The 18,590-nt window shown below is 63.7% G+C and carries 7 protein-coding genes; 4 read left to right on the forward strand and 3 right to left on the reverse strand.

Annotated features, from left to right (window positions below; all coding sequences use genetic code 11):
* Positions 1-430 precede the first annotated feature (430 nt).
* The 4 genes from I5L79_RS17810 to I5L79_RS17825 all read left to right on the forward strand — a co-directional run bounded on the left by I5L79_RS17810 (position 431) and on the right by I5L79_RS17825 (position 14,633).
* Positions 431-7,561 (forward strand): galactose-binding domain-containing protein, encoded by a 7,131-nt coding sequence (locus tag I5L79_RS17810; protein ID WP_196956430.1) that lies wholly within the window; start codon positions 431-433, stop codon positions 7,559-7,561.
* 301 nt (positions 7,562-7,862) lie between these two features.
* A complete protein-coding gene (locus I5L79_RS17815) occupies positions 7,863-12,176 on the forward strand; it encodes a tail fiber domain-containing protein (protein ID WP_196956431.1) in 4,314 nt (1,437 codons plus the stop codon).
* Positions 12,177-12,245: 69 nt separating this feature from the next.
* Positions 12,246-13,709 carry a T9SS type A sorting domain-containing protein gene (locus I5L79_RS17820; RefSeq protein ID WP_196956432.1) on the forward strand — a complete coding sequence of 488 codons (1,464 nt, stop codon included), beginning with the start codon at positions 12,246-12,248 and terminating at the stop codon, positions 13,707-13,709.
* Positions 13,710-14,021: 312 nt separating this feature from the next.
* Positions 14,022-14,633 carry a hypothetical protein gene (locus tag I5L79_RS17825; protein WP_196956433.1) on the forward strand — a complete coding sequence of 204 codons (612 nt, stop codon included), beginning with the start codon at positions 14,022-14,024 and terminating at the stop codon, positions 14,631-14,633.
* Positions 14,634-14,647: 14 nt separating this feature from the next.
* Here I5L79_RS17825 and I5L79_RS17830 read toward each other — a convergent pair whose 3' ends face one another.
* From I5L79_RS17830 to I5L79_RS17840, 3 genes are all read right to left on the reverse strand, one after another.
* On the reverse strand, positions 14,648-15,193 hold the full coding sequence (locus I5L79_RS17830; RefSeq protein WP_196956434.1) for a DinB family protein: 546 nt from the start codon (positions 15,191-15,193) through the stop codon (positions 14,648-14,650).
* 149 nt (positions 15,194-15,342) lie between these two features.
* Entirely contained in the window at positions 15,343-16,326 is a 984-nt protein-coding gene (locus I5L79_RS17835) for a pyruvate dehydrogenase complex E1 component subunit beta (RefSeq protein WP_196956435.1), read from the reverse strand.
* Positions 16,327-16,748: 422 nt separating this feature from the next.
* Positions 16,749-18,554 (reverse strand): tetratricopeptide repeat protein, encoded by a 1,806-nt coding sequence (locus tag I5L79_RS17840; protein WP_196956436.1) that lies wholly within the window; start codon positions 18,552-18,554, stop codon positions 16,749-16,751.
* Between the last annotated feature and the right edge of the window lie 36 nt (positions 18,555-18,590).

Consider the following 18,590-nt stretch of genomic DNA (forward strand, 5'->3'; position numbering starts at 1 on the left):
CGCGATGCGCGCCCATTGCGCGTCCGTCAGCATAAAGTCCATCCTCCAAAATAATACCTACTGTTAACACTTCCTAACAGCTGCCTCCCGCGCGCGACGACGGCTCAGTCGGGCAGAGGCCCTGGGTTTCAAACGAAGCCCAGGGCCTTTGTTGTTTCAGAAGGAAATATTAAATGCTGAAATACAGAAAGTTGGTTGAGCTGTCTACACTTTGTCTACGCTCTGTTTTAGGAAAAAGAAGCCGGGGCGTCGGACTATTGCAGCACATAGCACGTGTCGTCCACGCCCCGCCGTTGGCTTAGGCCATTATCCACTCGGCAGCAGCTCCAGGGGGAGCTGGGTGGCGCGCCGGCATCAGAGGTCGGCCCTCGGTGCCGGCGCGGCCCACCAAGTGGCGGCGTATTTTTCTTTTGTCTTTCTCCCTTTGCCCATGACGCACACCTACACTACCCTGCCTGTGTTCTACCGTTACCTGCTCGCGCCCCTGGTGGCGCTGCTGCTGGCCGTTGCGCCCGCGGCCCTGGCCCAGACCACGCCCGGCGGCGGGGTAGGCATCGGCACCACGGCCCCCAATGCCAAGGCTGCCCTCGAAATTGTGAGCTCGGAAAAGGGCCTGCTCATTCCGCGCCTGACGGCCACGGAGCGGGGCAATATTGCCGCCCCCGTGCCCGCCGGCCTGCTCGTGTACCAGACCGACGGCACCCAGCCCGGCTTCTGGTACTACGAAGCTACTAACGGCTGGACGTATTTGAACCCCACCGGCAACGGGGCCGGCGACAACCTGGGCAACCACACTGCCACCCAGGCCGTGAAGCTCAACGACAACGCCCTGACCAACAACGGCACCGGCGGCCTCCGCATCGACAACGAGGGCAAGGTGGGCATTGGCACCAGCAGCCCCACGGCGTTGCTGCACATTGCGGGTACGGCTTCAGGGACGGGCGCCGGCTCGGGCACCAACCTGGCCACGGCCGCTGTGGCTTCGGCTTCTTCTCAGTACAATGCCTCCTACTCGGCTTCCAGGGTCAACGATGGTAGTCCCGGTGAAGGCAGCACGTGGTCGGCGGCGGAAGGTGCCGAGCTTCCGCAGTGGGTGCAGCTGGACTTGGGCAGCTCGCCCGCCGCTGTAAAGCAGTACCAAGTGTACTTAGGCCCCTACAACTACGCGGCCGGGGCCTGGCAGCTGCAGGGCAGCAACGATGCCAGCGCCTGGGCTACCCTGCACACGGTGAGCACCGACCAGCCACAAGGACAATACAACGCTTACGCGGTGACCAATACCACGGCCTACCGCTACTACCGCCTGCTCATCTCCCGTGGCATTGCTGGCTACATGGGCACCGACGTGGACATTGCCGAATGGCGTCTGATGAGCGAGACGGGCACCACGTCCTCCACGCCGGCCGTGGCCGTGCGCATCGACCCCGGCACGTTGCAGCTGAGCAGCGGCGCGGCCGTAGGCTCCTTCTCCACCGATGGTACCCTGGCCGGCAACTCCGATGCCAGCGTACCCACCGAGAAAGCCGTGAAAACCTACGTGGACGCTAAAGTGGCTGCCGGCGGCGGCACCGGCACCGATAGCCAGACGCTGAGCATCAATGGCCAGGACCTGAGCATCTCGGGCGGCAACACCATTACCCTGCCCACCGGCAGCGGCACCGGCGACAACCTGGGCGACCACACGGCCATCGAAGCCCTGAAGCTGCAGGGCAACGCCATTACCGGCACCGGCGCCGACCTAGGCACGACCGTGGGCCTGGGCGTGCGGGCCGACGGTGGCCTGAACATAGGCCAGAACGCGCCCCGCACCAACTTCCTGCTCGGCTACCAGGCCGGTCAGAGCAACACCACCGGCTACCAGAACCACTTTGTGGGCTACCAGGCCGGCCAGGCTAACACCAGCGGCTACAGCAACCACTTTGTGGGCTACCTGGCTGGCTATGCCAACACCACGGGTATCTACAACCAGTTCAGCGGCTACCAGGCCGGCTATGCCAACACGGAGGGCCGCTTCAACTACTTCAGCGGCGCGCAGGCCGGCTACAACAACACGACCGGCTCCGACAACCAGTTTGTGGGCTACACCAGCGGCTTCGACAACACCACCGGCAGCTACAACTCCTTCAGCGGCAGCCAGAGCGGCTTCCGCAACACCACAGGCAGCTCCAACCTGTTCAGTGGCTACTACAGCGGCCGCGAGAATACCACCGGCAGCCAGAACGTGTTCCTGGGCACCTACACCGGCATCTACAACCTCACGGGCCGCAACAACGTGGCCCTAGGCTACAACAGCGGCCCGACCAGCAGCGACCTGACGAATGCCATTGCCATCGGCGCGAACGTGCAAGCCATCCAGAGCAACACGATGGTACTGGGCAACGGCGTGAAAGTGGGTATTGGTACCAGTGAGCCTACCCAGAAGCTGGAAGTGGCCGGTGGCAACATCCGCATTGCCACCGCCGGCAACGGCCTGTTCTTCCCCGACGGCACCTTCCAGACCACCGCCGGCACCGCCGACAACCTGGGCAACCACACCGCCACCCAGAACCTGAACCTGCAGGGCAATGCCCTCATCGGTACCGGCGCAGACATCGGGTATACCAAAGGCATCGGCATCCGGGCCGATGGCGGCCTGAACATCGGTCAGAACTCGTACCGGAGCGTGTACCTGGGCTACCAGGCCGGCGCCGTTAATACCGGCCTCGACAACGTGTTCAGCGGTTACCAGGCGGGCTTCAGCAACACCTCGGGTGCCAGCAACGTGTTCAGCGGCTACCTGGCCGGCTACAGCAACACCTCGGGCCGGTACAACATCTTCACCGGCCACGAGGCCGGCTACAGCAACACGACGGGCTACAACAACCAGTTTGAGGGCCTGCAAAGCGGCCGGGCCAACACCGAGGGCCGGGACAACGTGTTCAGCGGCTGGCGCAGCGGCTACAACAACATCTCAGGCTCCTTCAACCTGTTTCAGGGCACGCAGAGCGGCTATAATAACACCACCGGGGGGAGCAACATCTTCCTGGGCAGCAACAGCGGCTACGGCAACACCTCGGGGGGGGGCAACCTGTTTGTGGGCAGCAGCAGCGGCTTCAGCAACAGAGAAGGGGGCGGCAACCTGTTTGTGGGTACCAGCAGCGGCTACAACAACGTCTCGGGCAGCAACAACCAGTTTGTGGGCACCAGAAGCGGCTACTCCTTCACCAGCGGCACCAACAACGTGCTCAGCGGCTACTACAGCGGCAACGGCCTGACTTCGGGCTCCCGCAATACGTTTACGGGCGCCAGCAGCGGTGAGCGGAGCACGGAAGGCTCTGACAACGTGTTCAGCGGCTACTACAGCGGCTTCAACACCACGGGCAGCAATAACGTGTTCAGTGGGTCGTACAGCGGGTACAACAGCGCCGTCAGCGTAAATGAGGGCAGCAACAACACCTTCACTGGCTACGGCACCGGCCAGGACAACACGACGGGCAGCAACAACACCGCCCTCGGCGTGAACAGCGGCCCCAAGTACGGCAACGGCGACATCAGCAACGCCACCGCCATCGGGGCCAACGCGGCCACCAGCCAAAGCAACACCGTGGTGCTGGGTAACAATGCCGACGTGGGCATCGGGACCAGTACGCCTACCCAGAAGCTGCAGGTAGCTGGCCAGGTGTACAGCAGCACCGGCGGCTTCCGCTTCCCCGACAACACGGTGCAGACCACCGCCGCCGTAACCGCCACCGGTGCCAACTTCGTGCAGAACCAAACCACGGAGCAGGCGGGCGCCAACTTCAACGTGAGCGGCGCGGGCACGGTGGGCGGGCAACTCACGGCCGGCAGCGCCGCCATCAACGGCGCTACCGCCGTGACGGGCGCTACCACCCTGCGGGGCCAGACCAACATCAACACCACCGGCACAGCCGGCACCACCATCGGCAGCAGCACCAGCACCGTGACGCTGCCGGGCCTGAGCACGGCCGGCATCGTGACCAACACGGCCGGCGGGCAGCTGGGCACGGTACCCGCATCCAGCCTGGGCGGTAACTTCATTCTCAACCAGACCACCCAGCAAGCCAGCAGCAACTTCAACATCAGCGGCAACGGCTACGTGGCCGGCCGCGTGGGCATCGGCACCACCAGCCCCACCACGACCCTCGACGTGCGCACGGCCAATAACTCGGCGCCCGCCATTACGGTAGGCACGGTGGGCGAAACGGGGGGGGGGCTGTATCTGGGCAACCCCGGCCACGGCGTGCTGCGCGGCTACAACGGCAACGGCAACAGCGTGGGCCTCTACACTACGGCCGGCGACGTATTCCTCTCGGCCAACGGCTCGGGCCAGAACAACCACTTCGTGTTGCAGAATAGCGGTAACGTGGGCATCGGCACCAGTGAGCCGACCGCTACGCTTCACGTGGGCGGCAGCGGCAGCAGCGTCCGGCTCGAAGGGCTGGGCGACGGCGCCAGCACCCGCCTGGTGACGGTAGACGCCAGCGGCAACCTGGTGGCGGCGGCGAACCTGCCCGCTGGCACTGTCGGCGACACCCTGGGCAACCACATTGCCACCCGGGGCCTCACGGGCACTAACGGCGAGGACATCGGCACCGTGGTGGGCCTGGGCATCCGGCCCGATGGCGGCCTGAACCTGGCCCAGAACGGCGTGGGCCACAACCTGCTGCTGGGCTACCAGGCCGGCCGCATTCTGCTGGCCGACGAGACGGCCAGCACGGGGATTGAGAACCAGTTCATCGGCTACCAGGCCGGGCAACTCACCACCGTCGGCTCGCGCAACCTGTTCAGCGGCTACCAGGCTGGCTACGCCAATACCACCGGCACCGGCAACCAGTTCATTGGCTTTCAGAGCGGCTACTCCAACACCGACGGCGCGGGCAACCTGTTCTCGGGCTACCACAGCGGCTACTCCAACACCCTGGGCAACGCCAACCACTTCGTGGGTACGCGCAGCGGCTACTTCAACACCACCGGCTCCTTCAACCAGTTCGAAGGCTTCAACAGCGGGGTGAGCAACACGGAAGGCAACAACAACGTGTTCAGCGGCTTCGGCAGTGGCCTGGGCAATACCCTGGGCTCCAACAACGTGTTCAGCGGCTACCTGGCCGGCAGCGCCAACGAGGAAGGCACCAACAACACGGCCATCGGCGCCAACAGCGGCCCCGACATCAGCCATAAGAACATTGAAAACGCTACGGCCCTGGGCGCCAATGTGACGCTGACGCAAAGCAACACCGTGGTGCTGGGCGACCAGGCCAACGTGGGCATCGGCACCAGTGAGCCAACCCAGAAGCTGGAAGTAGCCGGCACGGTGTACAGCAGCACGGGCGGCTTCCAGTTCCCCGACGGCACCACCCAGACCACCGCCGCCGCCCCCTTCGACCTGACGGGCGACATCACGAGCGTCGGCGTGGCCACCACCTACAACAATGTAGTGCCCGCCGACAAAGGCGGCGCCGGCAGCGTGCGCGGTATTCTCAAGGCCGATGGCAGCGGCACCGTAGCCGCCGCCCAGGTGGCCGACTTCCCCATCCTCAACCAGAGCACCACCGGCAACGCGGCCACGGCCACCTACGCTACCACGGCCGGCAACGCCGCCACCGTGACCACCAACGCCAACCTGACGGGCGCCATCACCAGCACCGGCAATGCCACCAGCTACGCCGCCGTAGTGCCCGCCACCAAGGGCGGGGCCGGCAGCGTGAGCGGCCTGCTGAAAGCCAACGGCAGCGGCGAGGTATCGGCGGCCGTGGCCGGCACTGATTATCTGACCCCGGCTGCGGCCGGCACGGGCTTTATCCAGAATACTACCACCCAGCAGACCAGCAGTAACTTCAACATCAGCGGCGCTGGCACCGTGGGTGGGCAGCTCACGGCGGGCAGCGCCACGATAAACGGCGCCCTGCAGGTAAGCGGCGCTACCAAGCTCAATAGCCTGGCTGGCAGCAACGCCCGTATGGTAACGGCCGCCGCCGATGGTACCCTGGGCACCCAGGCCCTGCCCACCGACGCCCAGACGCTGACCGTGAGCAGCGGCAGCCTGAGCATTAGCGGGGGTAACAGCGTGACGCTGCCCGACGCCTCGGCCACCAACGAGCTGCAAACCATTACCAAGAGCGGCAACACCGTCACCCTGTCGAATGGCGGCGGCTCCTTCACCGACCTGGATACTGACGCCCAGCAGCTGACGCTGGACGACAACACGCTACGCCTTTCCAACAGCACCAGCGTAGTGCTGCCTGACGCCTCGAACACCAACGAGGCGCAGACCATCTTCAAAAGTAATGGCGTGATTAGCCTCACGTCGATTGGGGGCTTCGGCGGCGGCTCCGTGACCGATACCGACGGGCAGTTGCTGAGCGTAGGCAACGGCAACCTGACCATCAGCGGGGGCAACAGCTTGGCTCTGAGCAGCCTGGGCGACAACCTGGGCAACCACACCGCCACCCAGAACCTGCAGCTGACCACCGCCAACGACCTGCTGCTGAAAGACACCAACCACGGCCTGGGCTGGTACGGGGCCGCTAAAACCTGGAACAACCTGACCACTGACGGCCCCGTGCTCTACGGCTATGACACGGGTATCCTGGGCATCAAGCGCGGCACTACCCAGCAGTCGGTGCTGTACTGGAACTACCTGGGCCGCGTGGGCATCGGCACCACCGACCCCCGGCAGGCGCTGGACGTGGAAGGCGGCATCCTGGCCCGCAGCAGCAACGCCATCAGCCGGCAGGGCGCCTACCTGCAATGGAACCGCTCGGGTGGGGAAGGAGAGACGTGGCTGCTCAACCAGCAGGGCGGCGGCGGCCAGTACGCCGGCGTGCGCTTCGGCAAATCGGACGTGAACAACGCCGTGACAGAGTGGGCGCGCTTCATCGACAACGGCTACTTAGGCTTGGGCACCGTCACGCCCGACGCCAAGCTCGACATCGAAAGCGGCGACGCTCAGCAGCTGATTCTGACTTCGACCAGCACCGACCCCACGGGCATGCTCACGCTCAACTTCCCGGCCACCAACTCCGTCAGCAACACGTCCTCGGAGCTGATTGTCTTCAACAAGGCCGGCGTGGGCCTGATCGGCGCTATCGGGGCCAACCTGAGCGGCAACACGGTGTACTACAACACGGCCTCGGACCGGCGCCTGAAGGAGAACATCCGCCCTACGCACTACGGCCTGAGTGACTTGCTCAAGCTGCGGGTGCAGGACTACAACTTCATCGGCACGGGGGCGGCGAATCGGACAACAGGCTTTCTGGCCCAGGACTTGTTCCGGGTGTACCCGGAGGCCGTGAGCCCGGGTGACTCGGGCACGACGGTCAGCCGGGCCTGGGCCGTGGACTACGGCAAGCTCACGCCCCTGCTCGTACAAGCCATCCAAGAGCAGCAAGCCCAGATTGAGGAGCTGAAAAAGCAGAACGCCGCCCTGCAGGCCCAGGCCAAAACCCAGGAGGCCCGCGCCACCTCGGCTGAAGCCAAAGCCACCCAGGCCACGGCCACGCTCGAAAGCTTCGAGCAGCGGCTGCGTCGCCTGGAGGACAGCCAAGCTCAGGCTCAGAAGTAGCCGTAATGGCTGCGCAATAGCAACGCCTCCGGTCCACTGGGCCGGGGGCGTCGCGGCGTTCAGGGGCTAGCCAGCTAAGGTCGTCACTGCCTAAGACGGGTGCCGACTTTAGGGTTGATAGAAAAGATAATGACTGGATATTAATTATTTATCTGGGTTGTCTACACTTTGTCTACGCTCCTCTTTAGGAAAGCGGGGCCAGCGTGTCGGAGTATTGTAGGGGCTGCTGCTAGTTGGCCGCACCGCTTGCTGCCGGTCACTTCAGCCCCGGTTTCTTCTGCCCGCCTCTTTTCTTCGCTTGATGACAAACTCCTACTTTCTCGCTTCGCTCACCGCCCTGCTGCTGGCCGCCGCGCCTCTGGCCGCCCAGGCCCAAACCACACCCACCGGCGCGGTGGGTATCGGCACCACGGCCCCGGACGCTTCGGCCGCCCTCGATATTGTGAGCTCCGACAAAGGGTTGCTGCTACCTCGCGTGGCTGCCGCCTCGGCCATTGCCAGCCCGGCGGCCGGGCTGCTGGTGTACCAGACCGGCGGCATGCCCGGCTTTTACTACAACGCCGGCACGGCTACTGCCTCCAACTGGCAACTGCTGGGGGCTGATAACTTGGGCAACCACACGGCCACCCAAAGCCTGAAGCTCAACAACCAGACGCTCTCCAACAACGGCACCGGCGGCCTGCGCCTTGATGACAGCGGCAATGTGGGCATTGGCACGGCCAGTCCGGCGGGACCTTTGCAGGTAAATGGAGAAAAAATCAACCCGGCCGGCGTGGGCGTCGACCAGCAGCAGGGGCAGAGCTCGGGCTCGGATTTCAAGGTAGGAGCCAGTCAGTCCTTCACGGCGGGCAGCAGCAACCGGCTGGTGCGGGTCGAAATTGGTATGCACGATGCCGGCGCCGGCCAGGCTACCTTCAATCTGTACCAGGGGGCGGGCACCAGCGGCACCCTGCTCAGCACCCAGGTATTTCCCATCACGAACCTCAGCTACAGTTCGACGCTGGTATATCAGACCATCGTGCTGCCTACCCCGGTCCTGCTGACGGCCGGCCAGGTGTATACGCTGAACGTGGAAACGACCTCGGGGCGCGTGTATTTCTTTTTCCAGAGTAGCAACCCCTACGCTGGGGGCACGGCTATACCCCAGGGCTTTCCGGGCACCGACGTCGACCTGGCCTTTAAAACCTACCTGACCACGCCCGCGGCGTTGGAGTCGGTGCCGGCCCTGACGGTGTTGGCCTCCACCAACGTGGGCATCGGTACTAGCACCCCCAGCCAGCAGCTGGAGGTGGCCGGTACAGTGTACAGCACCAGCGGCGGCTTCAAATTTCCCGACGGCACCACCCAGACTACCGCCGCTGCTGTGCCTAACCTAACAGGCGACATCACCAGCACTGGTGCAGCCACTACCTACAACAATGTGGTGCCGGCCACCAAGGGTGGGGCAGGTAGCGTGAGCGGCTTGCTGAAGGCCAATGGTAGCGGCGTGGTATCGGCGGCCGTGGCCGGCACTGATTACCTGACGCCCGCCGCGGCCGGTACCGGCTTTATTCAGAATACTACCACCCAGCAGGCCGCCAGCTTCAACATCAACGGCACTGGCACCGTAGGCGGCAACGCCTTTGTGAACGGCGGACTGGGTGTGGTGCTCAACCAGCAGGACCGTCCGCTTATCACCCGCAGCTGGGACTCCTTTGCCTCTGGCACCTACCAGGGCGCTGGCCGCTGGGGTCTGTTCATGGAGTCGCAGGCCCTTACCTTCGGGGTGCCGGCCCTGGCCAACAAGCGGTTTCAGTGGGTGACCTACAACGATAACTCCGGCATTGCCGGCACGCTGATGACGCTCAGCCAGGCCGGGCAGCTGGGTGTCGGCACCGGCACCACCGGCCCAACCACCACCCTGGACGTGCGCACGACGGATGAAAGTGCGGCCATTACGGTGGGCCGCGTCGATGGCATAGCCGGGGCGCTGTACCTGGGCAACGGCAACCACGGCCTGAAGCGCAACTATGCCACCGGCAACGACGTGGGCCTCTACACCACCGGCGGCACGCTCTACCTCTCGGCCAACAGCACCAGCACCGCGCAGTTTGCCCTGCTCAACGGGGGCAACGTGGGCATCGGCACCAATATCCCGGGCGAGAAGCTGGAAATCAAGGACGGCAGCATCCGGCTCAGCACCACCACGCAGGCCATCGGGGTAGGGCTGAGCAACGGCAGCGGCTCGCTGAACCTGGGCCTGGCCCAGAGCGCCGGCAACTACTCCGACCTGGCCCGGGCCGGCGACGCGGTACTGCGCACCAACGGGGGCAACCTGCTGCTGGCCGGGCGCGAGGGCGGCAACGTGCTCATCACGTCCGGGGCCAGCGGCGCCGAGGCCGAGCGCCTGCGCGTGACCAGCGCCGGCAACGTGGGCATCGGCACCAACGACCCCCAGCAGAAGCTCGACGTGAACGGCAATGTGCGGGTGCGCGGCCTGGCCGGCTCTGGCAGCCGCCTGCCCGTGGTGCTGGCCGATGGCACCCTCGGCATCAATGCCCCGGTGTACACTACCAGCACGCCCACTACCAGCACGCCCACGGCGGCCGGCCAGGCCAACACCGGCGACTTTCCCAACGGCGTGGCCGTGAGCGGCGTGACGGCCTACGTGGTGAATAACGTCCCCGACAACCTCCAGATATACGACGTGAGCAACCCCGACGCGCCGGTTTCGGTGGGCACGGTGGGCACGGGCAGCGCCCCCATGAGCGTGGAGGTGAGCGGCACTATCCTCTACGTGGCCAACCAGGGCGGTACGCTCCAGCTCTTCGACATCAGCAGCCCCCGGTTTCCGGTGCTGCTGGGCACCGCCGCCACGGGCGAGAACACCTACGATGTGGCCGTGAGCGGCACCCGCGCCTACGTGGTAAACAACAACAGCAAGACCATGCAGGTCTTCGACGTGAGCAACCCCCGGCTGCCGACTCTGCTGGGCAGCACCAACACGGGCAACGCCCCGCAGTCGGTGGCTGTGAGCGGCACCACGGTGTACGTAGGCAACGTGAGCAGCAGCAACGTGCAGATTTTCAACGCCAGCAACCCGGCTTCCATCAGTCTGGCGGGCACCATCGGCACCATTCAGTACCCCACCGGCGTGGCCGTGAGCGGCACCACGGTGTACGTGGTAGGCTACAACAACTCGAACGTCAGCCAGCTGCAGATTTTCAACGCCGGCAACTCCGCCTCCGTCACTACGCTGGGGACTATCGGCACGACGATGGGCGTCAGCGACGTGGTGCTGAGCGGCACCACGGCCTACACCATCAGTGAAACCGGCAACACCCTGCAGCTCTTCAACGTGAGTAACCCCGCCGCGCCCGCCCTGCTCGCTACCCTGGGCACCAACCGGCCGTTTGGGGTGGCCGTGAGCGGCACCACCGCCTACGTGACCGATGCCGACAACGACAAGCTGAAAGTGTTCAGTGGGGCCAGCACCGGCCGGCCCGTCACGGTGAACCCCGACGGCTCGTTTTCCTCGGGCACCGCGCCCACGTTGAGCGTGAGCGGGTCGAACCTGAGCATCAGCGGCGGCAACACGGTACTGCTACCGCTGGTGACGGCCGGCCCCGGCCTGAGCAGCAGCACCAGCGGCGGCGTAACCACACTGCGCCTGGGCCCCCTCACGGCGACCACCGACGTACCGTTGAACGGTAATAACCTCACCTTTTCCGGGTCAGGCCGCGTGGGCATCGGGAATACGGGACCCACACAGGCGCTGGACGTGGAAGGCGGCATCCTGGCCCGCAGCAGCAACGCCATCAGCCGGCAGGGCGCTTACCTGCAGTGGAACCGCTCGAACGGCGAGGGCGAAACCTGGGTGCTCAATCAGAAAGGTGGCGGCAACATCTACGCCGGCGTGCGCTTCGGCAAATCGGACGCGAGCAACAATGTGACGGAGTGGGCGCGCTTCATCGACAACGGCTACTTAGGCTTGGGCACCGTCACGCCCGACGCCAAGCTCGACATCGAAAGCGGCGACGCTCAGCAGCTGATTCTGACTTCGACCAGCACCGACCCCACGGGCATGCTCACGCTCAACTTCCCGGCCACCAACTCCGTCAGCAACACGTCCTCGGAGCTGATTGTCTTCAACAAGGCCGGCGTGGGCCTGATCGGCGCTATCGGGGCCAACCTGAGCGGCAACACGGTGTACTACAACACGGCCTCGGACCGGCGCCTGAAGGAGAACATCCGCCCTACGCACTACGGCCTGAGTGACTTGCTCAAGCTGCGGGTGCAGGACTACAACTTCATCGGCACGGGGGCGGCAAATCGGACAACAGGCTTTCTGGCCCAGGACCTGTTCCGGGTGTACCCGGAGGCCGTGAGCCCGGGCGACTCGGGCACCACCGTGAGCCGGGCCTGGGCCGTGGACTACGGCAAGCTCACGCCCCTGCTCGTGCAGGCCATTCAGGACCAGCAAAAGCTCATCGACCAGCAGCAGGCCGAAATTCAGGCGTTAAAAGCCCGCGCCACCTCGGCCGAAGCCCAGGCCGCCCAGGCAACTGCCGCCACCGAAGCCTTTGAGGCCCGGCTGCGGCGCCTGGAAACTGGCAGTGCTGAGGCTCACAAATAAGTAGTAGAGCGTAGTCAGGCCGCTTGCTGGCCCGGGCTGTCTCTTTTCACAGTAGATTCTTCTTTGCGTATGAAACTTTCATTTACCCTTGCCCTGCTGTTGCCCTCGCTGGCCGGTTTCGCCCAAACCCTCACCAACGACGGCGGCACACTGACGGTGGAAGCCGGCGCCACGCTCTATGTGGAGGGCGGGTTGCAAAGCAAGGCCACCAGCATTTTTACTAACGCAGGCACTTTGCAGCTTACCGGTGACCTGACCAACGAAGGCACGCTTACTTCCTCGGGTCAGCTGCAGTTCACAGGCGCCACCAACCAGGTATTCCAACCCGGCTCGGCCGTTGTGTCCAACCTCATCCTCAACAATACCGGGGCCACCGGCCAGCGCACCCTCAGCATTCCAACCGACCTCACCCTCACCGGCCAGCTTACCCTGCTGAGCGGGATGGTGCGCACGGCGCCGTTGGGCGCCACCACGCCGCTGGCTACCCTCACCCTAGCCGATGGGGCCAGCGTAGTAGGGGAGGCCGCCGGCCGGTACGTGCAGGGCAACCTGCGCGTCCTGCGCGCGGCCGTAAATTCCTCTACTGGTTCGGTTGACTTCAGCAATGGGCTCGTGCTGAACCCCAACGGCCAGAGCCTGGGAGCCGTGACCGTGACGCGCACGGCGGGTCTGCAGGCAGCCGGGGTAAGCTACGGCCAGAACCTGGAAGCCACGCAAAAGGGCATCGACCGGGTGTGGGCCGTGGCCGCCACCCAGCCAGCCCAGCCCGTAGCCGTGACGCTAAGCTGGGTGAGCGACGATGATAACGGATTTGATACCAGCCTGCCGGGCCAGCTGTGGCGGGCGGCCACCGCTGCCGGACCCTGGGTGCGGCAGGGCGCGGCGGCCAGCGCCAGCAACCGCAGCTTTACGGCGGCCGTGACGCAGCTGGGCACCCTCACGGTGAGCAACAGCAACGCCCCGCTGCCAGTGGAGCTGACGAACTTTACGGCCGAGCCCCGCGCCGACGATGCGCTGTTGCGCTGGACCACGGCCTCGGAGAAAGACAACGACCGGTTCGAGGTGGAGGCCAGCGCCGATGGGCAAACGTTCCGCCGCATTGGCACGGTAGCCGGGCACGGTACCACGGCTCAGCCGCAGCAGTACCAGCTGGTGGATAAAGGCATTTCCCGCTACGCCACCGACTTGGTGTACTACCGCCTGCGCCAGGTTGACCGAAATGGCACGGCCAGCCTTTCGCCGGTACGCACGGTGCGTGTATTGGGGCTGGTAGGCTTTGCCGTGCAGTTCTATCCTAATCCGCTCCACACCGGCGAAACACCTACGCTGCTGGTGCGCACGGCTCTGGCGGGCCCCGTGCAGTGGCAGCTGACCGATGCCCTGGGCCGCACGATATTCAGCCGGACCGGTTCGTTGCCCGTTGGCACCAGCCCGCTGAGTTTGCTGCCCACCAAAGACCTGGCCATGGGGGTATACCTCGTGCGCGTGCAGCAGGGCAAGCAAAGCCAGACGCTCAAGCTGATCCGCGAGTAAAAAGGAAGAAGGCTGTCTGGCCGCTGCTGTGCAGGTAAACGAGCGGAGCTGGTTTGCTTGCCTGTAAGCTCACTGTGCCCCAGGCGGCGCGGTAGCAGCCGGCATATTTCGTAAATTTCGATATCGTAAAGCGTCCTATCAGGCTCTGCTCAGGCCTGGTAGGACGCTTTGCTTTAAAACTCCACGCTCTGCAAAAACGACAAGGCAGGCCGGAAATCAGGAGCTGAGGGCGGGTGAGAAAAAAAGTTAGGTAGGCGCATAGGGGTAAACAGCTGGCAGCGGCTCTTACCTCTACAAACTTCTCACTTACCTATGAAAACACTACTTACCAGCCTGAGCCTGTTGGCCAGCACCGCAGCCTTTGCTCAGCAAGCAGAACAGCCCGCCCTTCAAACCCTGCTCCGGCCGGGAACCCACTGCGGCTTTTTCGTGGCGGCCTCCGCGCAGTATGCCCGCCTGGCCGGGCAGGATGCCCTGGCCGTCACGGGCCGCCTTGGCGTCAGCTTCAACCGCTCGTTTGCGCTGGGGCTGGGTGGCACCGCCCTGACCAATGGGCGCCTTCCCAACCGCTGGAACGACCCCGCAGATACGCCTGCTGATTACCTGGCGGCGGCTTACGGCGGTATTTACCTGGAGCCCATGTTTCCGGCGGGCAAAGCCATTCACCTGACGTTTCCCGTGCTGCTCGGGGCCGGCGCCGCTACCAGGGAAGGCAGCCTGAATGGGCCTTATTACCGCTATCAGGCCGATGAGTTCCTGCTAGTGGAGCCCGGGGTGCAGCTGGAAGTCAACCTGCTCAGGTTCGTCGCCCTCGGCGCCGGGGCTTCATACCGAATGACGACCGGCCTGAACCTGCCGGACACGTCGTCGAAGGCCCTTAACGGTATGTCGGCGGGCGTGACCTTGAAGCTCGGGCTGCTATAGCCGGGGCAGCGTTTTCAGGCCAGCTGCTTGCCGATGCGCTGCACCTGCCGCTGGTGGTGCAGCACGTGGTCGACCATGAAATCCAGGGTCTGGTAGATGTTGAGCATACCCGAGCGGGGATGTTTGAAAATGGCTTTGTCGAGCAGCGTGCTCGGAAACTCATTGAGCAGGCGCTCCAGCTGGCGGCGTGAGGTAGCCCAGTCGGTGCGGAGCTGCGGCAGCGGCGGCACGGCAGCACCCTCGGGCATGAGGGCTGCTAAGCGGGCCGGCGCCTTGAACTTGAGAAACGGGGCCCGCAACAGCACCCGCAGCAGCCCCGCCCGCAGCCGCGCGCCCACGCCCGATTTCAACAGTCCTTCTTCCTGCTGCACCTTCTTCCCGATGTACTGCCCAATGCCCTGCTCCGCTACCAGCAAGTGCTGCACTACCTGCGCCGCCGACCATTGGTTGGGGCCCGGGGACTGATGGGCGCGCGTGTCGCCTAGGGCAGCGGCGGAGTTCAGCAGCTTCTCGGTGGCGCGCTCTAGCTGCTCGAAACGGACATGTAAACGGTGGTTCATGGGGCGGGAGTAGGGGTGGCAGAAGGCAAAAGGTACGGAAATTTCCAATCCGGGCCGGAGCCCTGTAGCTGCTTGACAACCGCAGGCTACAAACGTAAAACGACCCGCTACCGGATGGTGGCGGGCCGTTTTGTGTAATGTAAAGCCGGCTATTTGCTTACGTACAGCACATCTTTCACGGCTTTCACCGTGCGGGCTACGTTGGGCAGTGAGGCCTCAATGAGCGTGGGCGCGTAGGGCAGCGGTACGTCGCCGCAGGTGATGCGGATAACGGGCGCGTCGAGGTAGTCGAAGGCGCGGCGCTGCACCATGTAGGCCAGCTCCGAGCTGATACTGGCCAGCGGCCAGGCTTCTTCCACCACCACCATCCGGTTGGTTTTCTTCACCGATTCAATGAGCGTATCGTAATCGATGGGGCGCACGGAGCGCAGGTCAATTACCTCGGCGCTGATGCCTTCCTTAGCTAGCTCGTCGGCAGCGGCCAGGGCAATTTTCATCATTTTGCCAAAGCTCACCAGGGTCACACTGTCGCCGGGGCGCACCACGTTGGCTTTGCCGATGGGCAGCAGGTACTCTTCCTCGGGCACCTCGCCCTTGTCGCCGTACATCAGCTCCGACTCCATGAAAATCACTGGATCCGGGTCGCGGATAGCCGATTTCAGCAAGCCTTTGGCGTCGTAAGGATTCGACGGCACCACCACTTTCAGGCCGGGGCAGTTGGCGTACCAGTTCTCGAAGTTCTGGGAGTGCTGCGAGGAAAGCATGCCCGCGTTGCCGGTGGGCCCGCGGAACACGATGGGGCAGGAGTACTGCCCGCCCGACATGGAGTAAATCTTGGCCGCCGAGTTAATCACCTGGTCAATGGCCACCAGGGAGAAATTGAAGGTCATGAACTCGATGATGGGCAGCAGGCCGTTGATGGCCGCGCCCACCCCGATGCCGGCAAAGCCCAGCTCGGCAATGGGCGTGTCAATCACCCGCTCGGCGCCAAACTCGTCCAGCATGCCCTGGCTTACTTTGTAGGCGCCGTTGTACTCGGCTACTTCTTCGCCCATCAGAAACACGCGCGGGTCGCGGCGCATTTCCTCGGACATGGCTTCACGCAGGGCTTCCCGGAATTGGATGGTCCGCATAGTCAGTCGGTCAGTGACAGAAAGTCGAAATCAAAAAGAAAAGGCCGGAAAAATTCCGGCCCGTAAAGCTACAACGAGGAAGGCGGCCGGGCAAATAGAAGCGTAATGATGAAATAATGAGAAAAGCCGGTCTCGAATCGACGCCATCTTTCCTGCTATGCAAGACGAAATACGATAAGCAGCCCGATAAGCAACAGAAAGACCAGTAAAGTGAATCCTACAGTTCTAGAAATAGGCGATTCTGACTTAAGAAGAGAAATACTGCTCATCACAACGGCGCCAACGATAACAATGGTACCCAATATGAACACCACCTTTACCAGCCCAAGTATGGCTGTTGGGTCTAGCAACAGAGCTAAAAATAGCTGAGACATACGATGAAAAAATTGATAATTATTTGTCTGTAAAATATAAAAAATAGCCTACTTCAGCGCCTCCACAAACGCCCTATTCCCCGCAAACTCCCGGAACTCCAGGTCCTCTACGGCGCGCTGGGCGAAGCTACGGTCGAGCTGTACGGCGCGGCGCAGGTGCAGGCCCATGGTGGCGGCATCCTGCTGGCGGGCGGCAATAATAGCCAGACAGTAGTAAGCCAGCGGATCGTTGGGCTTGATTTGCAGGGCTTCCTGGTAGATGGTGGCGGCCCCGGCGGGGTTGTCCTTGAGCAGGTACACCAGCGCGCGGTTCATGGTGTTCTGGTAGGATTTGTCGCTGAAGCTGATGCTGCGCAGGGCGTCCTCGGGCTGCCCGATTTCAATTTCCAGGGCGGCCTTATCGGCAAACACTTGGTTGAGAATGGGGCGCGGGCCGCCGAGCTTGATGGCGTAGTCGTAGCTCTGCAGAGCTTCCAGCTTGTCGCCGGCGCGGTGGTAGGCTGTGGCGGCCCGGTAGAAGGTGAGAGCCGTGGGGTTGCGGTGCGCGGCCAGGATAAAGTTGGTGGCGGCCCGGCGCTGGTAGGCCTTCTTCACCCGCAGGCTCACTTCCTTGTCAGCGCGGGCGGCCAGCACCACGCCCAGGTTGTGGTAGGCTTCCCAGCGGCCGGTGGTGGCAATGGCCGTTTCGTAGATGCGCTGCTTTTCGGCCAGCAGGGGCGTGAGCGTGGCCGAGTAGCGCAATTCCTCCGGCGTGAGGGCATCGGCTTCCATCTGCTTGTCCACAATCTTCTTGGAGAGCAGGTAGATTTCCGACTCATAGCGCTGGGGAGCCGAGTATTGCACAGCCACCGTACCGAAGCGCATCACCGGGTAGATGTACTGCTCCAGGTAATCGAAATAGGAAAGCCGGTGCAGCTGCTCCTCCCGCTCGGCAAACGTGCCCTTTGCCTCATTCAGAATAGTAATAATCGAATCGACCTGCGCGGGCTGCAGCGCCGACTCCTGCACTTTCTGCATGAACAGGTCCCAGCGGTTGCGGTAGGCTTTCGTCTCGAAACGCACGGCGCTAACCGAGTTCAGGTAAGAGTTGACGTCGATACGGTTCTTGAAGTATTTCACCAGGGCCTGGGTGCGCTGTTCGGCCAGGCGCGGGTTTTTGGTTTCCAGGGGCTCGGGCGAGTTGGCCGCTACTACCATCACCAGTTCGGTTTTTTGATTGGCTTCGATAAATTCTTCCAGCGCAGCTACGTTGGTGCCCAGGTAGTTGCGGATTTTGCTTTCGCCGGTGTCGAAGAAGAAGGGCAGCACGCGCGTACCGCCCCCGGCCAGGTTGGCGGGCGGCTCGGGCAAATACGGAATCAGCGAATCCGGGCGCACCACCAGGCGGCTGGTCGTCACGATGCCCCGGGCCACCACGAAAGGCTTGCCGGTTTTGCGCTTGCCGTTGGGCTTCAGCTGCTGGGCTTCGGGCGTAGCCAGCAGCTGCCCGGGGTTTTTGCGCGGCACGAAGGGAATGTTGAACTGCCTGGTAGCCACCAGCAGGTCCTTACGCTCCTCATCGTACACGTACTCGCCCGAAGCAAACCCGACGCGGCCCACGGTGTCTTCGCGCAGGTTGTTGTCGTAGCGGTAGCTCAGACGTAAACCGTAGGCGTAGCCTTTGCGCAGGTGCCGGGCCGGCACGCGGGCCTGCACTTCAAAGAGGACGTTTTCGCCATTAGTTTCCAGCACGGCGGGCCGTATGGCCACTTGCTGGCCTTCGCCCGCAACCTTTAGCATACGCGGCAGCGTACAACTCGGCAGCAACGCGCTGACCAGCAGTACCAGAGGGAAGAGACGCAATAGGTTGGGCATAGAAAACGGAGCGGATCAGCGGGCGGAATTTCGGAC

Source organism: Hymenobacter guriensis, assembly GCF_015773195.1.
GTDB classification, from domain to species: Bacteria; Bacteroidota; Bacteroidia; order Cytophagales; family Hymenobacteraceae; genus Hymenobacter; species Hymenobacter guriensis.